20 protein-coding genes are annotated in these 18,295 nt (G+C 69.1%); 9 read left to right on the top strand and 11 right to left on the bottom strand.

The window, feature by feature from the left end:
• Window positions 1-5: 5 nt before the first annotated feature.
• The 7 genes from EAO79_RS04830 to EAO79_RS04800 form a co-directional block, all read right to left on the bottom strand.
• Window positions 6-758 carry an SDR family NAD(P)-dependent oxidoreductase gene (locus EAO79_RS04830; protein WP_064295403.1) on the bottom strand — a complete coding sequence of 251 codons (753 nt, stop codon included), beginning with the start codon at window positions 756-758 and terminating at the stop codon, window positions 6-8.
• A 221-nt stretch (window positions 759-979) separates the two neighbouring features.
• The gene (locus EAO79_RS04825) at window positions 980-1,852 is read right to left on the bottom strand and encodes a phosphogluconate dehydrogenase C-terminal domain-containing protein (RefSeq protein WP_079704514.1); all 873 of its coding nucleotides are present in this window, start codon (window positions 1,850-1,852) and stop codon (window positions 980-982) included.
• Entirely contained in the window at window positions 1,849-2,646 is a 798-nt protein-coding gene (locus EAO79_RS04820; RefSeq protein ID WP_124768024.1) for a sugar phosphate isomerase/epimerase, read from the bottom strand. The genes EAO79_RS04825 and EAO79_RS04820 overlap by 4 nt, the downstream gene beginning before the upstream one ends.
• Complete coding sequence (locus EAO79_RS04815) at window positions 2,643-3,470, bottom strand: triose-phosphate isomerase family protein (protein ID WP_124768022.1); 828 nt, start codon at window positions 3,468-3,470, stop codon at window positions 2,643-2,645. Before EAO79_RS04815 ends, EAO79_RS04820 begins: the two co-directional genes overlap by 4 nt.
• Window positions 3,470-3,940, bottom strand: coding sequence for a ribose-5-phosphate isomerase (locus tag EAO79_RS04810; RefSeq protein ID WP_124768020.1), 471 nt, complete (start codon window positions 3,938-3,940; stop codon window positions 3,470-3,472). The genes EAO79_RS04815 and EAO79_RS04810 overlap by 1 nt, the downstream gene beginning before the upstream one ends.
• Complete coding sequence (locus EAO79_RS04805) at window positions 3,937-5,721, bottom strand: dihydroxyacetone kinase family protein (RefSeq protein WP_124768018.1); 1,785 nt, start codon at window positions 5,719-5,721, stop codon at window positions 3,937-3,939. Before EAO79_RS04805 ends, EAO79_RS04810 begins: the two co-directional genes overlap by 4 nt.
• The gene (locus tag EAO79_RS04800; RefSeq protein WP_229940051.1) at window positions 5,718-7,097 is read right to left on the bottom strand and encodes an MFS transporter; all 1,380 of its coding nucleotides are present in this window, start codon (window positions 7,095-7,097) and stop codon (window positions 5,718-5,720) included. Before EAO79_RS04800 ends, EAO79_RS04805 begins: the two co-directional genes overlap by 4 nt.
• A 264-nt stretch (window positions 7,098-7,361) precedes the next feature.
• Here EAO79_RS04800 and EAO79_RS04795 point away from each other — a divergent pair, with 264 nt between their 5' ends.
• Complete coding sequence (locus tag EAO79_RS04795) at window positions 7,362-8,099, top strand: FadR/GntR family transcriptional regulator (protein ID WP_064295407.1); 738 nt, start codon at window positions 7,362-7,364, stop codon at window positions 8,097-8,099.
• Window positions 8,100-8,259: 160 nt separating this feature from the next.
• On the opposite strand, the gene EAO79_RS04790 is transcribed toward EAO79_RS04795, so the two are convergent.
• A complete protein-coding gene (locus EAO79_RS04790; protein WP_124768016.1) occupies window positions 8,260-8,847 on the bottom strand; it encodes an NAD(P)H-dependent oxidoreductase in 588 nt (195 codons plus the stop codon).
• 172 nt (window positions 8,848-9,019) lie between these two features.
• On the opposite strand from EAO79_RS04790, the gene EAO79_RS04785 reads away from it, so the two are divergent.
• Window positions 9,020-9,376, top strand: a complete 357-nt coding sequence (locus EAO79_RS04785; protein ID WP_124768014.1) for a hypothetical protein — start codon at window positions 9,020-9,022, stop codon at window positions 9,374-9,376.
• A gap of 5 nt (window positions 9,377-9,381) precedes the next feature.
• Window positions 9,382-9,738 (top strand): ATP-dependent DNA ligase, encoded by a 357-nt coding sequence (locus EAO79_RS04780; RefSeq protein WP_124768012.1) that lies wholly within the window; start codon window positions 9,382-9,384, stop codon window positions 9,736-9,738.
• A gap of 6 nt (window positions 9,739-9,744) precedes the next feature.
• On the opposite strand, the gene EAO79_RS04775 is transcribed toward EAO79_RS04780, so the two are convergent.
• Together EAO79_RS04775 and EAO79_RS04770 are read right to left on the bottom strand one after the other, a co-directional pair.
• Entirely contained in the window at window positions 9,745-9,996 is a 252-nt protein-coding gene (locus EAO79_RS04775; RefSeq protein ID WP_124768010.1) for a hypothetical protein, read from the bottom strand.
• A complete protein-coding gene (locus EAO79_RS04770; protein WP_124768008.1) occupies window positions 9,993-10,301 on the bottom strand; it encodes an ATP-dependent DNA ligase in 309 nt (102 codons plus the stop codon). Before EAO79_RS04770 ends, EAO79_RS04775 begins: the two co-directional genes overlap by 4 nt.
• Window positions 10,302-10,490: 189 nt before the next feature.
• Between EAO79_RS04770 and EAO79_RS04765 the strand changes: the two genes are divergently transcribed.
• Window positions 10,491-10,826 (top strand): hypothetical protein, encoded by a 336-nt coding sequence (locus EAO79_RS04765; protein WP_124768006.1) that lies wholly within the window; start codon window positions 10,491-10,493, stop codon window positions 10,824-10,826.
• Between the two features lie 72 nt (window positions 10,827-10,898).
• The gene (locus EAO79_RS04760; protein WP_124768004.1) at window positions 10,899-12,065 is read left to right on the top strand and encodes a VanZ family protein; all 1,167 of its coding nucleotides are present in this window, start codon (window positions 10,899-10,901) and stop codon (window positions 12,063-12,065) included.
• An 11-nt stretch (window positions 12,066-12,076) separates the two neighbouring features.
• Here the strand turns inward: EAO79_RS04760 and EAO79_RS04755 are convergent, their stop codons facing one another.
• The gene (locus EAO79_RS04755; protein ID WP_241160987.1) at window positions 12,077-12,637 is read right to left on the bottom strand and encodes a TetR/AcrR family transcriptional regulator; all 561 of its coding nucleotides are present in this window, start codon (window positions 12,635-12,637) and stop codon (window positions 12,077-12,079) included.
• Window positions 12,638-12,884: 247 nt separating this feature from the next.
• Between EAO79_RS04755 and EAO79_RS04750 the strand changes: the two genes are divergently transcribed.
• The 4 genes from EAO79_RS04750 to EAO79_RS04735 all read left to right on the top strand — a co-directional run bounded on the left by EAO79_RS04750 (window position 12,885) and on the right by EAO79_RS04735 (window position 18,211).
• Window positions 12,885-14,405 carry an ABC transporter substrate-binding protein gene (locus EAO79_RS04750; RefSeq protein WP_124768002.1) on the top strand — a complete coding sequence of 507 codons (1,521 nt, stop codon included), beginning with the start codon at window positions 12,885-12,887 and terminating at the stop codon, window positions 14,403-14,405.
• A 160-nt stretch (window positions 14,406-14,565) separates the two neighbouring features.
• On the top strand, window positions 14,566-15,507 hold the full coding sequence (locus tag EAO79_RS04745) for an ABC transporter permease (RefSeq protein ID WP_079704501.1): 942 nt from the start codon (window positions 14,566-14,568) through the stop codon (window positions 15,505-15,507).
• Window positions 15,504-17,363: a dipeptide/oligopeptide/nickel ABC transporter permease/ATP-binding protein gene (locus EAO79_RS04740; protein WP_124768000.1), complete on the top strand. Its 1,860-nt coding sequence runs from the start codon at window positions 15,504-15,506 to the stop codon at window positions 17,361-17,363. The genes EAO79_RS04745 and EAO79_RS04740 overlap by 4 nt, the downstream gene beginning before the upstream one ends.
• Window positions 17,360-18,211 carry an ATP-binding cassette domain-containing protein gene (locus EAO79_RS04735; RefSeq protein ID WP_064295413.1) on the top strand — a complete coding sequence of 284 codons (852 nt, stop codon included), beginning with the start codon at window positions 17,360-17,362 and terminating at the stop codon, window positions 18,209-18,211. Before EAO79_RS04740 ends, EAO79_RS04735 begins: the two co-directional genes overlap by 4 nt.
• Window positions 18,212-18,295 lie beyond the last annotated feature (84 nt).

The raw sequence follows: 18,295 nt of genomic DNA, 5'->3' as shown, positions 1-18,295 counted from the left end.
TCGGCTCAGAGGCTCGTCATGCCGCCGTCGACCCGGAAGGTCGCTCCGGTGGCGAAGCTCGACTCGTCGCTGGCGAGGTACACCATGATGCCCTCGACGTCCGAGGCCTGGCCGGGACGACCGAGCGGGATGCGCCCGACGATCGCGGCGCGGGACTCGGGGTCACCGGAGATCGCGGTGACGAGCGGGGTCTCCGTGTAGCCGGGGACGACGGTGTTCACGCGGATCCCCTGATCGGCGTAGGCCGCGGCGACGGTCCGGCCGAGGCCGTGGATGCCGGCCTTCGTCGAGCTGTACGCCGTGAAGTCGGCGCCCTCGCCGTTGAGACCGGTCGGGCTGCCCGTGAGGATGATCGAGCCGCCGCGGCCGAGCATGGCGCGGACGGCGTGCTTCGTCGTGAGGAAGGTGCCGGTGAGGTTGATGTCGACCGTGCGCTGCCAGACCTCGAGGTCGAGGTCGGCGATCTTCGCGTCCTGGCCGAAGAGCTGCACGCCGGCATTCGCGACGACGACGTCCGGGGTCTTGCCTGCTGCGTCCATGACCGCGAAGGCGGCCTCGACGCTCGCTTCGTCGGCGATGTCGAGTCGCACGGCGATGGCGGTCGGGAAGGGTGCCGCCGCATCGCGGGCGGCCTGGATGTCGCGGTCGGAGAAGACCACGGCGGCATCCTCCCGCGCGAACCGTTCGGCGACCGAACGTCCGATCCCCGATCCGGCACCCGTCACGAGCGCGGTCTTTCCTGCAAGTCGTCCAGTCATCGTCGCCTGTCTCTCGTGCGGTGTTGCGGGGGTGGTGTCGCGGGTGTCGCAGTGGCTGTCGCGGGTGGTGCATCGGGTCGTCTGCAGCCTATCCGGCACAACCGGTTGACCGCATGCGACGTTCGCAATTCAGGACGGCCGCGGCACGTCGACCCGGATCGGGGGTGGAGCGGGCCGACGCGCCGGGCACGTCCTGAATTGCGAACAGTCGGGGAGGTGGGTTACCGCTCGATCTTGTCGAGGTGGAGCATGGCGGCGAGGTTCTTGTCGAGCTCGTCGTCCTGGAAGACCTTCTTCCAGTCGTCCTTGATGATCGCGCTGCGGCCGTAGTCCATCGCGATGAGGCATGCGTCGGAGAACGGGTTGTCGCCCTTGAGCGAGTTCGCGAGGGCGACCTGCGTGTGGCCGAGGAGGATCGCACGAGCGGCCGGCTCCGGCACACCCATGGTGTTGACGGCCTCGTCGAGCGACTCCTTGAGGAGCGCACCGATCATGCAGGCGATCGTCTCCACGAGGGTCGGCTCGAGCTGCGCGAGCTGCTTGACCGTGACCCAGTGGACTTCACCGACTGGGGCGAAGATCGCCCGGACGACGGCCTCGACCTGCGCCTGCTTCTCAGCGTCGTCGGACTCGATCGCCGCGATGGCGTCCTGAAGAGCGGCGATGCCACCGAAGGTGTCCGCGTACTCCTCGGGCGTGTGGCGCTCGACGAAGACCGACGGGTGGCAGGGGTGCGTGACGGCCTGGATGACGTCGTCGCGACGCGTCAGCAGACCCGCGTACGCTGCGGCCGGGTCGAGCGTGAGGAGCACGGCGCCCGACTTCATGAGCGGGACGACGCCGGCGGACACGGCCTTGAGGGCGAGGTCCGGGACGGCGAGGATGACGACGTCGGCGTCGGTGACGGCCGCATCGGTCTCGGTGAGCTCGCGACCGGCCTCGGTCACGCGCTCCTGGCCGGCGGGCGAGACCTCGCTGTAGAAGACGGTGTGGCTGGTCTTCACGAGGTTGTTGGAGACGCGCATGCCCATCTTGCCGCCCGCGCCGATGACGGCGATGGTGAGCTGGTCCGCGACGGTGGTGGTGTCGGTCATGATCTTCCTTCTCTCAGGTACTGCAGGTTGTGTGCGGTCCACGTGCGCTCGAGCTCGATCGTCTCCGTGATGGAGTCGCCGAGCGGGAGCCAGTGTTCGATGATCTGGTTGACACCGCGTTCGTCCGGTCGGACGACGGCGGTGAGGGCGGGGTAGTCGAGCAGGCCGGTGCCGAGCGGGGCACCCTCGAGGGTGAAGCCGACCCAGCCACCCCGACGGGTGAACGCGAAATCCTTGACGTGGATGTTGCGGACGTACGGGGCGGTGCGGGCGATCACGTCGCTCGGGTGCTCGAGCCGGGCCACGGTGTTGGCGGGGTCGAGGCAGATGCCGAGGTTCGGGTGGTCGACGGCACTCACGAGGTCGACGAGCTCCTGCGACGACAGCTGCTCGTAGGTCTCGAGCGCGATCGTCACGCCGGCCGCTTCGAACGCCGGGAGCACCGCGCGGAGTCGATCGACGGCGGCCGCGTGGGACGGCCGGTCGTCGCCCGACGTGACCATGCTGCGCAGGAGCTTCGCGCCCAGCACGGTGGCGATGTGGAGGAAGCGTTCGAGGTGCGCGACCGCGATCCCCTTCGTCCCGAGTTCGAGGGTGACCCCACGCTCGCGCGCGACCTCGGCGATCTGGCGCAGCTCATCGTCGGACATCGTCTCGATGCGGGCGTCGTCGCAGATCTGGAAGAGCTCGACGCCGGCGTCGGCCGTGCGCTCGATCATGCCGATGACGCTCAAGCGCTCGGGAGCGAGCTCGGAGCCCTCCCAGAAGAAGGTGTAGGTGCCGAAGCCGATCATGCTGTCCTCGGTCCCTGAGCCTGTCGAAGGGTGCCATCCTGAGCCTGTCGAAGGGCCTCGTCGAGCACGGCCTCGAGCGCCGCGACGTCGTGGGCGAAGCGTCCGAGGAACACGCCGTCGACGTCGTCACCGAGGGCGGTCAGCAGACCGGGACCCGCACTGCCGCCGTAGATGACGGAACTGCCGACCCGGTCGGGACGCTCGGCGATCGATTGTTTCAGGATCGCGCCGACGGCTCGCACGTACTCGGCAGACGCGGGTTCAGCCGCACCGATCGCCCACACGGGCTCGTAGGCGACGATCACCGGTCCTGCCACGGCGTCGGCGAGCGCGGAGTCCAGCTGTCGCACGCACTCCGTCGCAGCCGCCTCGGGCGTCGTGCGCTCGACCTCGCCGATGCAGAGGACCGGCGAGAGGCGGTTGCGGAGGGCCGCGGCGGTCTTCTCGGCGACGACCTCGTCGGTCTCGCCGAAGAGGGAGCGGCGCTCCGCGTGGCCGACCTCGACCACCGCGACGCCGACCTCGGCGAGCTCGGGACCGCCGACCTCACCGGTGAACGCGCCACGGTCCGCGCTCGCGAGGTCCTGTGCTCCGACCAGCACGCCCGTCCCGACGAGGGCCGCCACCGACGGCGCGACCGCGAGGTAGCCGGGGATGACGAACAGCCGCACGCGACCGTCGACCACGGCCTCGTGCCGGCGGGCGAGGGCGCCGACCTGCTCGATCCAGTCGAGGGTCTGCGCGTGGCCGAAGTACATCTTCAGGCTCACCCCGACCACGCGGGGCGCGGTCGACGTGCTCGCGGTCGACGGGGAGGCGGTCATCAGCAGGAGCCCGTCGCCTCGTACTCACCGATGACGGCGACCTTCTCGGCACTCGCGCTGGACTCGTCGAAGCGGTACGTCAGCCACTCGCGCACCAGGCGGCGGGCGAGCTCGATGCCGATGACGCGCTGACCCATCGTCAGGACCTGCGCGTTGTTGCTGAGGACACCGCGCTCGACCGAGAAGCTGTCGTGTGCCGTGACGGCGCGGATGCCGGCGACCTTGTTGGCGGCGATCGCGACGCCCAGGCCGGTGCCGCAGAAGAGGAGCGCGCGGTCGGCCTGGCCGGACGCGACGAGTTCCGCGGCGGCGATCGCGACGCGCGGGTAGGCGGTGTGGCCATCGGCGTCCACGCCCACGTCGACGAGCGAGGCGACGCCGTCGTGCTGCTCAAGGTCGCGCTTGACGATCTCCTTGTAGTCGAACCCGGCGTCATCCGAGCCGATGACGATGCGCAGCTGATCGGTCATGCGTGTACTCCTTCGTTGGTGGTGGTGCTGGTGGAGCCGTCCGGCGCGGTGGTGCTGGCGGCCCGCTCGAGGACGGGGACGATCGCCGTGACGATCAGGCCGAACGAGTAGGCACCGGCGTCGACGGTACCGAGACTCTTCTCGGCGTGCGGACGGGCGCGGCCCATCTTCGGCAGGAGGTCCGCGGTCTCAGCGGCAGCGGTGGAGGCAGCCGTAGCGGCGGTCGTCCAGGCGGCGACGAGGTCGGAACCGTCGGCGACGGCTGCACGCAACGTGGTGGTGAACGGCACGAGCGCGTCGACCATCGTCTTCTGTCCGACCTCGGCCTTGCCGAACGACATGATGCCGTCGACCGCGGCCTGCACGCCGGTCGCGACGTCGCTGCGGCCTGGTGCGGCCTCGTCGCCGAGGGCGGTTCCGACCGAGCGGAGCGCGAGGCCCCACAGGGCGCCGGACGTGCCGCCGGCGCGGTCCGCCCAGGCGTCGCCGGCCAGGTGCAGGACGGTGTGGGCACCGGCCCCGGCATCGGCGGCGGCGTGTGCGGCGGTGACGGCGGCACGAGCACCGCGCTGCATGCCGATGCCGTGGTCGCCGTCACCCGCGACGGCGTCGATCCGTCCGAGCTCCTCGACGTTCGTGTCGATGACCTGGACCAGCGCGTCGAGGGCCTCGACCACGACCGCGGCGGCTGCCCGTGACTCGTCAGTGGACTCGGGGATCTCGGCAGCCGTCTCGGCGACGAGCTCCGAGGGGTCGAGCTGCTCGGCCGCTGCGACGACGCCCTTGCGGTAGGCGGGGGTGTCGGCACCGGCAGCCCAGAAGCCCTCGAGCTCCTCGTCCAACCAGAAGAGCGTGAGCGACACGCCGGCCATGTCGAAGCTCGTGACGAGCTCGCCGACCTCGGGATCGACGATCTCCACCCCTGCGGCCTCGAGCTGTGCGGCGACCGCACGGTAGACGACGAACAGTTCCTCGTACTTCACCGAGCCGAGGCCGTTGAGGATGACCCCGACGCGCGCGCCCGTGGCCTCGGAGACGCCCTCGGGCAGTTCCGCGAGCAGCGAGGAGACGAGCAGCGAGGCGAGCTCATCGGCCGTCGGCACGTCGGTCTCGTCGATACCGGGCTCGCCGTGGATGCCCATGCCGACCGCCATGCGGCCCTCGGGCACGGTGAACAGCGGCTCGGTCGCGCCCGGCAGGGTGCAGCCGCTGAAGGCGACACCGAAGGACCGGGTGCGCTCGTTCGCGTGGGTGGCGACGCGGACGACCTCGTCGAGGTCGTAGCCCGCCTCGGCCGCGGCGGCGGCGGACTTGAAGACGGTGAGGTCGCCGGCGATGCCCCGACGCTTGTGCTTCTCGGCGAGGGGCGCGCTCGAGATGTCGTCGGTGACGGCGACGCTGCGGGTGGGGATGCCCGCCGCGTTGAGGGCGTCCTGTGCCTGGGTGAAGTGGAGGACATCACCGGCGTAGTTGCCGTAGCTGAGGAGGACGCCGCCGCCGCGCTGCGCCGCCTTCGCGACCGACTCCACCTGGTGCGCGGACGGCGAGGCGAACAGGTTGCCCATCGCCGCGCCATGAGCGAGGCCCTGTCCGACGATGCCGCCGAACGCCGGGTAGTGGCCGGAGCCACCGCCGATGACGAGCGCGACCGTGCCCTCGGGCGTCCGGGTGCTCCGGACGACGCCGCCGGTCACGCGCCGGACCTGGTTGCGGTTCGCGGCGACGAAGCCGTCGATCATCTCGTCGGCGAAGTCCGCCGGGTCGTTGAAGAGGCGCGTCATCGGGTCTTGCCCGTGAGGTCGTCGTGCGAGACGCGCAGCTCGCGAGAGCTCCGCTGCTTGGAGAGGATCACCATGAGCGTGGCGGAGATCATCATGAAGCCACCGACGATGAACATCGGGACGACGTACTGCGGGGTGTCGCCGACCTTGGTGAGGTCCGCGACGGCGCCGGTGATGTACGGCGCCGAGAAGCCGGCGAGGTTGCCGACCGTGTTGATGAGCGCGATGCCGGCAGCCGCTGCCGCACCGGTGAGGAACTGTGTGGGCAGCGTCCAGAAGTTCGGCAGCGCGGCGAAGATCGCCATGGCCGTGACCGCGATGATCGCGATGGTGAGGGCGGGCGAGTTGGCGAAGAGCGCGAGCGGGATGCTCACGGCGCCGACGATCGCGGGGATCACGATGTGCCAGGTCTTCAGGCCACGACGCGTCGCGTCACGAGACCAGAAGTACAGGGCGATGGCGGCCGGCACGTACGGGATCGCCGTGATGAGGCCCTTCTGCATGACGTTGAACTCGGTCCCGAACGTCTCCTGGAAGCCCTCGATGATCGTGGGGAGGAAGAAGCCGAGCGCGTAGAGGCCGTAGATGAAGCCGAAGTAGATGAACGCGAGCATCCAGACACGACCGCTCGTGAACGCGTGCTTGAGGCTGACGTGGCCCTGCTTCTGCTCCGTGGTGGCCTTCTCATGTGCGAGAGCCGCCGTGAGCCAGACCTGCTCCTCGGTGGTCAGCCACTTGGCGTCCGCGGGGCGGTCCTTCAGGTAGAACCAGGCGATGACACCGATGAGGATGGCCGGGAGACCGACGCCGAGGAACATGAACCGCCAGCCCTCGAGGCCGAAGAACACGCCGTGCTGGCCGATGAGCCACCCGGCGAGGGGTGCGCCGATGACGGTGGTGAGCGGCTGCGCCAGGTAGAAGAGGGCGAGGATCTTGCTGCGGTGCTTGGCCGGGACCCAGAGGCTCAGGAAGAGGATCGCGCCGGGGAAGAAGCCGGCTTCGGCCACACCGAGCACGAAGCGGAGGATCGCGAGCTGCTCGAAGTTGGCGACCCAGGTGAACAGGACCGCGACGATGCCCCAGGTGACCATGATGCGGGCGAGCCAGCGGCGGGCACCGAACTTGTTGAGCGCGAGGTTGCTGGGCACCTCGAGCAGGATGTAGCCGATGAAGAAGACGCCGGACGCGAAGCCGAACTGGGCGGCGGAGAGCGCGAGGTCCTCGTTCATGCCGTTGGGGGCGGCGAACCCGATCGCGGTGCGGTCCAGGTAGTTGATGAAGAACATCAGCGCCACGAACGGCACGAGACGGATCGAGACCTTCCGGATGGCTGATCGCTCGACAGCCGGATTGGCCGCGGGGGCGGTGGTGTCCACTATGACTCCTCGGGTGGGCGGCATCGATGCCGCGGGCAGGGCGTGGTCCGGGTCGGACCGGAATGAACGATACATCAACCGGTTGACCAATTCAAGCATCGCTGGCCCCCGAGCCTCTCCCGGTCCCTGAACACCCTCCCGGTCCCTGAAGCACCCCTACCGGTCCCTGAAGCACCCCTCCCGGTCCCTGAAGCCCCCCGCCCGGTCCCTGAAGCCCCCCTCCGGGTCCCTGAGCTTGTCGAAGGGCCGCGATACAGTGAACCCATGCCTGCGTTCCCGGATCGGCCGACCGACGACATCTCGTCCAGCCTCGGACCGGTCGCCGTGGGATCCGCCGTCTCCGCCGTCGCGAAGCGCCTGCTCGACCACTTCACGAGCGGTGAGATCGCCCCGGGGACCCGCCTCCCACCGGAACGCCAGCTCGCCGCATCCCTCGGCATCGGGCGCTCTGCCGTCCGCGAGGCGCTCGCGGCGCTCGAGATCCTCGGCGTCGTCGACGTCCGCCCGGGCAGCGGCACCTACCTCCGCGGCAGCGTCTCCGAGCTCCTCCCCGAGACGCTCAGCTGGGGCCTCATGCTCGGCGAACCACGGACCCGCGAACTCATCGAGGTGCGCGGGCAGCTCGAGGTCTTCGCCGCCGGCCTCGCCGCGACGCGCATGGACGACATGGCACGCAACCGGCTCCGCAACCACCTCACCGCGATGAGCGAGGCGGGTGCCAACCGCACCAAGTTCATCGAGGCCGACCTCAAGTTCCACCTGGAGCTCGCCTCCGCCACCGGGAACCGCGTGCTGTCCGACCTCCTGCAGAGCATCCGCTCGCTGCTCCGCATCTGGGTGGAGCGCGGTATCCACGAGGACGTCGACGCACAGCGCGCCTTCGAGGAGCACGAGGCCGTCTACGAGGCGATCATGTCGGGCGACCCCGCCGCCGCGACGGCTGCGATGCAGCACCACATGGACACCGCGACCGAACGGCTGAACCGCACGCTCACGGCGTAGCACTTCGACAGGCTCAGTGACCGGAGGGGGCGGCTCAGTGACCGGAGGGGGCGGCTCAGTGACCGAGTCCCTGTCCCTGAGCTTGTCGAAGGGCGGTCGTCCCGGTCCCTGAGCTCGCCGAAGGGCGGTCGTCCCGGTCCCTGAGCTTGTCGAAAGGCGGTCAGGCTCGAATCGCCTCGACGACCGCGGCCACCGCCGCCTCGACCGCACGCGTCCGCGCATCCGCGTCCTCGCCTTCCGAGTCGTGGACGTACGCCGTCACCCCGCGCCGGGCTCCGCAGAAGTCGACGATGCCGTGCTCGATCTGCGTCCGCATCGCCTGCTCGTAGCCGTGACGGTCGTAGACGCCGGCGTCGTCGCCCGCCACGGGGACGACGTGGATCCGCAAGCGGTCGAGCTTGCGCACGATCCCGCCGTCGGCGTCGACGCCGAACGCCCAGCCGTTGACGAAGACGCGGTCGAACCAGCCCTTCAACAGCGCCGGCATCGACCACCAGTACACGGGGAACACGAGCACCAGATCCGTCGCGCGGTCGAGACGATCCTGTTCCCGCGCGACATCGGGGGTGTAGTCCCCGCCCACGCGGTAGGTGTGCCGGTCACTGAGCAGGTAGCGCGGGTCGAAGCCCTCCGCCGCCAGATCGGCGACCTCGACGGCGTCGGGGGTGAGCACCTCGGCCAGGCGGTCGGCGAGGTGGCGGGTGAGGGAGTCGCCGTCGGGATGAGTGGTCACGATGAGGGTCGGCACACCCCATCATCGCCCGGATCAGCCGCCTCCGGCGCACGAGGACGGCCCCGGCGGACCGAAGCCGAACGATAGTCACGCTACGGTCGCGTATCCATACTTCTTCGGAAACTGGCCACGTTTTCTACCCTGGAAGCACGTACCTTCGACCCGGACCCCGTCGGACCGTGCGTGCATGTTCGGCGTACCCGTCGGCACCTCACCTGGGGTCGAGGGGATGAACACGACCATGGGGACACTCGTCTACGGGATCTCGAGCGCTCAGGTGCAGCTCCCGGATCCGGAACTGGCTCACGTCAAGGCGATCGCGCTGATGAAGCTGCGGAGGAACGAGTCCTTCGCCCTGATGATCCGCTTCAACGACAGCGACCAGGGGCGCACCACCCTGTGGTTGCATCCCGCGATCCCGTTGCAGTTCCGGTTCGAGAGCGGCGACCGCAGCGAGCTCGACCGCCCGCTGCTCGAAGCGCTCATGCAGAAGGCGAACTCCGGGGAGTTGACCATCAACTGCTCCTCGGCGGCGCCGCACTGACGATCATGGGCAAGCTCATCTACGGGTCCGAGTTCAGCATCGCGATCCCGGACCGCGCACTGCGGCATCTCCAGGTCGTCGTCGGCATCAAGCTGCGGCGGGGAGAACCGTTCTTCTTCACCTGGCGCGTCCACACGGTCGGCGAGGGGCGGGAGACCGTCTGGATCCACCCGGCCCTGCCGCTCCACTTCGTGATCGACGACGCCAACGTCATGGACGACATCAACCAGGACTGGATCGCGCAGCTGCTCGACGCCGCCTCCTCCCCGGCCGGGCTGTTCCTCAGCCACGAACCGGGCCCCGGCGGCTCGGCGTCCGAGGAGCCGCGACGACGAGGAGCCCCATCGCCCCGTCGGGAGTGAGGAGCCTCACGCTTCTTCGACGTGGGCGGTGTACACGTCGTCGTCGTCGCGCGCGCTGGGCTCGAGAGCACCGATCGCGATCGGGATGCCCGGACCGATCAGGAGCCCGATGGGTTCCAGACGCCCCTCGCCGCGGTTCACCTCGAGCCAGTGGAACCCCCCGTCCGAGACGAGCTCGAGCACCCGCGCCCGGTACGCGTCCTCCTCGGCCGGCACGGTGTACACCTCGCCGTCGTAGAGGATCTCGAGCCGGCTCACGAGCGGCGCTCCGTCGGCTCCGGCAGCACACCGAGGCCCTGCGACGAGTCGGCGCTCACGGCGAGGACGTCCAGCCAGGCGCGGTTGAGTTCCACCGGAACGCTCCCGGTGTACTTGAACCGCAGCGACATGGCGGGGTGCAACCAGATCGCACTGCGCCCGTCGCCGGCTCGGGGATCGTCCCGCCAGCTGAAGAAGAAGCTCTCCGAGCGGCGCAGCTTCACGCCGATGACGTGCTGCAGATGCGCCATGACCCGATCGTCGAAGGTGATGCTCACGCCGGCGTCGTAGATGATCTTTCCCATGCAGGCCTCCCATCGGTGTGCTGGCGACGACGGTACGCCGTGGCCCGACGGAGGAGAAACACCGACGGATCGCTTGCATTTCGGGCGATCGGTCCGGTCGGATCCCGCCCATGCCCGCACGCGGTCCCACTCCTCACGACGAATTGCAAGCGCGCCGACAACATTTCTGATCGATCTACGGTCGATTGCATGAAGCACCTGACCTACGCGGACAAGTCCCTGCTCATCGACGATGCGACGGCCGACGCACTCCTCGAGTACGCGGCGCTCCTCGCCCGCGCCGGAGACGCCGACTCGGTCACCATCTCGGCCTACGGTGCCGACGGGCAATCGGTGGAGGCGACGCTGCTGCTCGATGCGGGAGCGCCCGTCATGAGCGAGACCACCCACTCCACGATGAACGAACCCGAGAACCCCACCGCGCTGCCGTACCTGCAGGAGCAGATCGCGCTCCGCTCCTCACCGCCGTCGATCGCCAGCGAGGACCGGCATCCGACGGACAGCGCGAACGCCTACGACCTCTGAGGGACCGGACCCTCCGGGAATCCATCCGACGACTGATGCTCTGAGGGGCCCGTTCGCCCTACTGTTGTCGGCATGAGCGGGTGGACCTGGCAGGCGTGGATCGGACTCGTCGGTGGTACGGCGATCTTCTTCGCCGTGCTCGGGCCGATCCTGCTCGTCCAGACACGGCGCTACGGACAGATGTCCCTCCCCCGAGTGCTCGGCGCAGCAGGGGTCAGCATCTACGCGGTGGCACTCGTCGCCTACACCCTGCTGCCACTCCCCGACGAGCGCGCGAACTGCGCGACGGCCCACGGTGCGCTCGAGCTCGTCCCGGGGCACTCGATCGCCGACGTCGCTCGCGAGACCGCCGGCTTCTCGGTCCTCAGCACGCTCACGAGCCACGCGTTCCTCCAGGTCGTGCTGAACGTGGTCCTGTTCGTGCCGTTCGGCGCCATCGCCCGCCGGTACTGGAGCCGCGGCCTCGGCTCCTCGATCCTGCTCGGTGCCCTCGTCTCCGTCCTGATCGAGGCGACGCAGTACACCGGGATCTGGGGACTGTACGAATGCGCCTACCGGGTCGCCGACGTCGACGACGTCATCACGAACACCCTCGGCGCGGCCGTCGGGGCACTCATCGCCCCGATCGTCCTCAGCTGGATGCCGAGCACTCGCGTCCTCCGCGCCAGCCGCGATCGCGCGCGTCCGACCACGGTCTGGCGTCGGTGGTTCGCGATGGTGCTCGACGCCGTGGCCGTGCAGGTGTCGATCACGGTGCTGTCGCTCGTGTTCGTCGTGCCGCGGGTACTCCTCACCGGGGCGACGGGCCCCGACAACGATCCGACGCTCCCGGAGGTGCTGAGCATCGGTGCCGGCACGGTGATCCTCGTCGTCGTCCTCCCGGCACTGGTCGGCAGTGGAGCGTCCCTCGGCCAGCGGCTGGTGTGGCTGCAGCCCGAGTGGCCGGACGGCCGCGGTTCGGTGGCCCGACGCCTCTACCGTGCCTCGCTCGTCGCCGTCCCCTACATCGCCACCACGTCGGCCGGCCAGTTGTCCGGCCGAGCGGAGGGACTGACCCAGACGGTGTCCGGCGCCGTCGCGCTCCTCAGCCTCATCATCGTCACGACGGCCGTCGTCTCGGTCCCCTTCACGAGACAGCACCGCGGGCTCTCGCTCGCGGTCACCGGGACCGGGCTGCGAGACGCGCGCTCCGCCGCCGTGCAGGCCAGCCCGCCCTCGCGGGCCACACACGACGCCTAGGAGGCGCGGGTTCAGAGCTCCTGGCCGAGGAGCCCCGACAGGAAGGCGTGGAGCTCGTCCGCCATGTCGACCGACTCGGGTGCGAGCAGCCACTGGACCTGCAGGCCGTCCATGAGCGCGAGGGTCATGAACGCCGCACTGGTGGTGGGGAAGTCAGCCCGCACCCGTCCTGCGGAGACGAGTAGCCCGAAGGTGCGCTCGAGCCGCCCGCGCGTGCCCTCGTAGCGCTCGACGAAGTAGTCGTGCGCCGGGTGGTCGGGCGAGGTGGCCTCCGCCGAGAGCGTGCAGTAGAGCGCGACCACGCCGGGCACGGAAGCGTTGTACCGGGCGAGCGCGACCAGCCCCCGGAGCGTCTCGATCGGGTCGTCGCCGTCCATCGGCACGAGCGTCGCCGAGAGGTCGTCGCGGTGCGAGAGCACGGCGGCGAGCAATGCGCTCTTGTTCGGGAAGTGGTGCAGGAGCCCGGCCTCGCTCATCCCCACCTGCGCGGCCACCTCCCGCAGTGAACCCGCGCGATATCCCCCGTTGGCGAAGACGGCGAGCGCGGCGTCGAGGATTGCGACGCGCTTCATACCGGTTTTCGCATATGCGCCGCGGGGCTTCCCCTGCGGCTTGTTCCCGGTCTTGACCGATGTCATCGGACGACCTCCCCCTTCGGACGGCTTCACGATAGCGCGTTCCCCGTCGAACGCCGCGGCCTGGTCGTGATCCAACTGTGACATGGCCGAAAACAAAAAGCTAGTGACCACTCGGGTTTCATGCTAGCGTCCTCAATCACCAGCGATCCGATGAGGGATTGCTCACAGCGAATGGACAAAGATGTTCCGATGGAAGACGACCGCAGCCGTCGCGGTCACCGCTGCTGCACTCGTGCTCACCGGATGCTCCGGTAGCACCTCCGGCTCTGACAGCGGCTCCGGTGGCACCCTGATCCTGGGTGCGATCACTCCCCCCACCACGTTCGACCCGGCCGGCTCCGAGTGGGGCAACCGCTCGCCCTTCTACCAGGCCGTCTTCGACACCCTGCTCGTCGCCACCGCCGACGGTGAGATCGTCCCGTCGCTCGCGACCTCCTACGAGTACAACGACGACAACACCGTCCTGACGCTCAAGATCCGCGACGACGTCACCTTCACCGACAAGTCGAAGCTCACCGCCGACGTCGTCAAGCAGAACCTCGAGCGGTTCAAGACCGGCACCTCCCCCGACGCCGGCTACTTCGCGGGCGTCGCCTCCGTCGAGGCACCCGACGACACCACCGTCGTCATCACCCTGAGTGCACCCGACCCGGCCATGCTCGACTACCTCACCCGCGACCCCGGCCTGATCGCCAGCGCCGAGTCCTTCGACAGCCCCGACCTCGCCACCAACCCGGTCGGCTCCGGACCGTACATGCTCGACACGGCCGCGACCGTCACGGGCACGAGCTACAGCTACACGGCGAACCCCGACTACTGGAACAAGGACTGGCAGCACTACGACAAGCTGACCATCAACGTCCTCCAGGACGCGACCGCAGGCCTGAACGCCGTCAAGTCGGGCGAGGTCAACGGCATCAAGCTCGCCAACAACGACAACCTCGCCGAGGTCGAGGGCGCCGGCTGGACCGTCAACGCCAACGAGCTCGACTTCCAGGGCATGCTGCTCCTCGACCGCGCCGGCACGATGAACCCGGCGATCGCCGACGTCCGCGTCCGCCAGGCCATCAACTACGCGTTCGACCGCCCAGCGCTGCTCAAGGCGCTGCAGAACGACAACGGCACGGTCACGGGTCAGGTCTTCCCGGAGAACTCGCCCGCCTACGACAAGTCGCTCGACGACCGCTACGGCTACGACCCCGAGAAGGCCAAGGAACTGCTCGCCGAGGCGGGCTACGCCGACGGCCTGACGCTCTCGATGCCGTCCTCCACGGTGCTCGGCGCCACCACCTACACGCTGATCTCGCAGCAGCTGGCCGACGTCGGCATCACCGCCGAGTACACGGACCCGGGCAACAACTTCATCGCCGACCTCCTGGCCCCGAAGTTCCCCGTCTCCTTCATGGCGCTGGAGCAGAACCCGGACTGGCAGCTCATCCAGTTCATGATCGCCCCGAACGCCGTCTTCAACCCCTTCAAGTACGACGACCCGAAGGTCGACGAGTACATCAAGCAGATCCAGTACGGCGATGAGGCGACGCAGGGCAAGGTCGCCAAGGAACTCAACGCCTACATCGTCGAGCAGGCCTGGTTCGCCCCCTTCTACCGGGTGCAGGGCAGCTTCGCGACGGACGCCAACACGACCGTCAAGATGATCCCGACGAACGCGTACCCGTCCATCTACGACATCCAGCCGAAGTAGTCCGCTGATCCTTGAGCCGGTCGAGGGGTTCGCCCGTCGACCGGCTCAGGGACCGGGACCGGCCGGCTGCACGTCGGTTCGACCCCGGCCCGCCCGAGTGCCCAGCGCTCGGACGGGCCGGCCCCAACACCCCTCACTCACCCACTTCCTGGAGTGACCCATGCTCGGATTCATCCTCAGACGCCTGGTGTCCGGCGTCGTCCTCATCTTCGTGATCTCCGTGATCGCGTACTCCCTCCTCTACCTCGGCGGCGGCGACATCGCCCGCCGGATCCTCGGCCAGAGCGCCACCACCGAGACCGTCGCGAAGAAGGCGGCTGAACTCGGCCTCGACCGCCCGCTGCCGGTGCAGTACTTCGACTGGATCACCTCCGCCTTCCAGGGCGACCTCGGCCGCTCGTGGTTCACCGGCCAGCTCGTCTCCTCCGGCGTCACCGGCCGCCTCGCCGTCACCCTCTCGATCGTGCTCGGCGCGACCATCATCGCCGCGATCGTGTCCGTCATCCTCGGTGTCCTCGCCGCCCGTCGCGGTGGATGGATCGACAACGTCGTCCAGTTCATCTCCGTCATCGGCTTCGCGATCCCCAGCTTCCTCATCGCGCTCGTGCTCGTCATCACCTTCGCGATCAACCTCCGCCTGTTCAAGGCCACCGGGTACATCCCGATCACCACGTCCTTCTCCGGCTGGGTCGCCTCGGTGACATTGCCGATCATCGCCCTCGCGATCGGTGCCATCGCGACGGTCTCGCAGCAGGTGCGCGGCTCGGTCGTCGACGCGATGTCGAAGGACTACGTCCGGACGCTCCGCAGTCGCGGGCTCGGCACGGGCCGCGTCATCTACAAGCACGTGCTGCGGAACGCCGGCGGCCCGGCCCTCGCGGTCCTCGCCGTGCAGTTCATCGGCCTCCTCGGCGGCGCGGTCATCATCGAGCAGATCTTCGCCCTCCCGGGGATCGGTCAGCTCGCCGTGCAGGCCACGACCCAGGGCGACATCCCCATCGTCATGGGGGTCGTCATCGCGACGGCCATCATCGTCGTCGTCGTCAACCTGCTCATCGACCTCGCGCAGGCTGCGCTCAACCCGAAGGTGCGACTGTCATGACCGCCATCGAAACCCCCCTCACCGTCCCGACCCCGCAGGTCCGCGTCAACCTCCTGCGTCGGCTCCTCAAGCGCCCGATCGGCGCCGCGTCGCTCGTGTTCCTCGCGCTCATCGGGGTCGTCGCGATCTTCGGACCGCTCATCGCCCCGCAGGACCCGAACCTCGCGTCCCTGCAGCAGGTCCTGGCGCCACCGAGCGCCGACCATCTCCTCGGAGCGGACAGCGCCGGGCGCGACGTGTTCTCCCGTCTGCTCGCCGCCACCCAGATCAGCGTCGCCGCAGCGCTCCTCGCCCTCGTCGTCGCGATCGTCATCGGGGTCGTCGCCGGGCTGATCGCCGGGTACTACCAGGGCTGGTTCGACTCCGTGTCGTCCTGGTTCACGGGCCTCATCATGGCGCTGCCCGGCATCGTCGTCCTCCTCGCCGCCCGCGCCGTCCTCGGCCCGTCGGTCTGGATCTCGATGGCCATCTTCGGCATCCTGCTCTCGCCCTCCTACTTCCGCCTCGTCTATGCGGCGGTCACGGCCGTGCGCTCGGAGCTCTACGTGGACGCCGCCCGGGTCTCAGGCCTCAGCGACCCGCGCATCATCGGCAAGCACATCCTCTCCGTCGTCCGCGCACCGATCATCATCCAGTCGGCGATCATCGCGGGCATCGCCATCGCGATCCAGTCCGGCCTCGAGTTCCTCGGTCTCGGCGACCTGTCGGTGCCGACCTGGGGTTCGATGCTGAACGACGGCTTCACGAACATCTATAAGGCACCGATCCTCATGGTCTGGCCGTCGCTCGCGATCGCGCTCACCTGCATCGCGCTCACCCTGCTCGCCAACGCGATGCGCGACGAGCTCGAGCGCACCGTGTCCGTCCGCCGACGCCGTCGCAAGATCGTGACGACGTCGAAGACGGGCTCCAACACGATCGTCACCCAGTCGATCAGCACCTCCGGGATCAGCGAGGACGAGATCGTCGGCGTCCCGCCCATCCGTCACGACGACGACGCCCGCGCCTCCGCTCGCGCCGAGGAGCTCGTCCTCAGCGTCCGCGACCTCCGCGTCGGCTACGACCAGGAGGGCGGCCGGGTCACCGAGGTCGTCCACGGCGTCGACCTCGACATCCGCAAGGGCGAGGTCCACGGCCTCATCGGTGAATCCGGCTCGGGCAAGACCCAGACGGCGTGGGGCGTCCTCGGACTCCTGCCCCGCGGCGGCCGGGTCACCGACGGCACGATCCGCTACGAGGGCACCCGACTCGACACCCTCGGGGAGCGCGAGTACACGGCCATCCGCGGCAAGCGCATCGGCTACATCCCGCAGGAGCCGATGTCGAACCTCGACCCGGCGTTCACGATCGGCAGCCAGCTCGTCGAACCCCTGCGCGTCACCCTCGGCCTGAGCAAGAAGGAGGCGACGGACAAGGCGCTCGCCCTGCTCGAGCGGGTCGGCATCCCGAACCCCAAGCGCACCTTCGCCGCGTTCCCGCACGAGGTCTCGGGCGGTATGGCGCAGCGTGTGCTCATCGCCGGCGCCGTCTCCACGGACCCGGACATCATCATCGCCGACGAGCCCACCACGGCCCTCGACGTGACCGTGCAGGCGGAGGTCCTCGACCTGTTGCGCGACCTCCAGGCGGAGCGCCACATGGCGATGCTCCTCGTGACACACAACTTCGGGGTGGTCGCCGACCTCTGCGACCGCGTCTCAGTCATGCAGAACGGTCTCATCGTGGAGACCGGGCCGGTGCGCTCGATCTTCAACCACGCACAGCACCCGTACACGCAGTCGCTGCTCGGCGCGATCCTCGACGAGGGTCCCGCCCGACCGGCACTCGCGACGAACCTGACAGGAGAGACCCGATGACGTCGTCACTGCTCGAGGTGAAGGACCTCGAAGTCGAGTACCCGGGCAAGGGGTTCCGTGCCCAGTCGTTCAAGGCGCTCAAGGGCGTGTCGATCGACATCAAGCCCGGTGAGACCGTCGGTCTCGTCGGCGAGTCCGGCTCCGGCAAGACCACGCTCGGTCGCGCCGTGCTGGGCCTCGCCCCGGTCACCGGCGGCAGCATCCGCTACCGCGACCAGGAGATCGGGCATTTGAAGCGCAAGGAGCGCCGAGCGCTGAGTTCGGAGATCCAGGTCGTGTTCCAGGACCCGTACTCCTCGCTCAACCCCTCGCTCACGATCGAGCAGATCCTCACCGAGCCGCTCACCGTCCGCGGTGTCTCCGGTGCCGACGCCCGCAAGCGCGTCGGATCCCTGCTCGACCAGGTGCAGCTGCCGACCGGCGCGGCCTCACGGCTCCCCCGGGAGTTCTCGGGCGGCCAGCGGCAGCGCATCGCGATCGCCCGGGCGCTCGCCCTCGATCCGAAGCTCATCGTGTGCGACGAGCCCGTGTCGGCCCTCGACCTGTCGACGCAGGCGCGGGTCCTCGACCTCTTCATCGACATCCAGGAGCAGACGGGCGTCGCCTACCTGTTCATCTCGCACGACCTCGCAGTCGTCCGGCACATCAGCCACCGCGTGGCGGTCATGTACCACGGCGAGATCGTCGAGTCCGGCGACGGCGACCAGGTGACGGCGCACCCGGCCCACCCCTACACGCAGCGCCTGTTCATGGCGGCACCGATCCCCGACCCGGACCGCCAGGAGGACCGCCGGGTGGAGCGACGCCGCCTCATCGACGAGCAGCGTGCGGCGGAGTCCGCCGCCTGATCCGTCCGGATCACCACGACCGCCCGGTCGGCCGGGGCCAGGAACCTGGCCGGCCGGGCGCACCACGCACATCGCTCGGTCCCT

Origin of the sequence: Plantibacter sp. PA-3-X8 (genome assembly GCF_003856975.1) — a bacterium.
Classification (GTDB): domain Bacteria; phylum Actinomycetota; class Actinomycetes; order Actinomycetales; family Microbacteriaceae; genus Plantibacter; species Plantibacter auratus.
Note: the sequence above shows the minus strand (reverse complement) of the source record. Positions and strands in the feature narration are given on the sequence as shown.